This is a genomic window from Micromonospora sp. ATLC20, from assembly GCF_057196585.1.
In genome coordinates, this window is sequence record NZ_JBXUOV010000440.1 from 1 (window position 1) to 231 (window position 231).

The 231-nt window shown below is 69.3% G+C and carries 1 pseudogene; it reads left to right on the forward strand.

Annotated elements, in window-relative coordinates:
* Positions 1 to 231: pseudogene (locus tag AC2CHG_RS31810) on the forward strand (type I glutamate--ammonia ligase); the annotation flags it as partial.

The following is a 231-nucleotide window of genomic DNA, read 5'->3' on the forward strand; positions in this document are numbered from 1 at the left end:
AGCCGCTGTTCTACGACGAGACCGGCTACGCCGGCCTGTCCGACACCGCCCGCTGGTACATCGGCGGCCTGCTGCACCACGCACCCTCGCTGCTCGCCTTCACCAACCCGACGGTGAACTCCTACCGTCGTCTGGTGCCGGGCTTCGAGGCCCCGGTGAACCTGGTCTACTCGCAGCGCAACCGCTCCGCCTGCACCCGCATCCCGGTCACCGGCAGCAACCCCAAGGCCA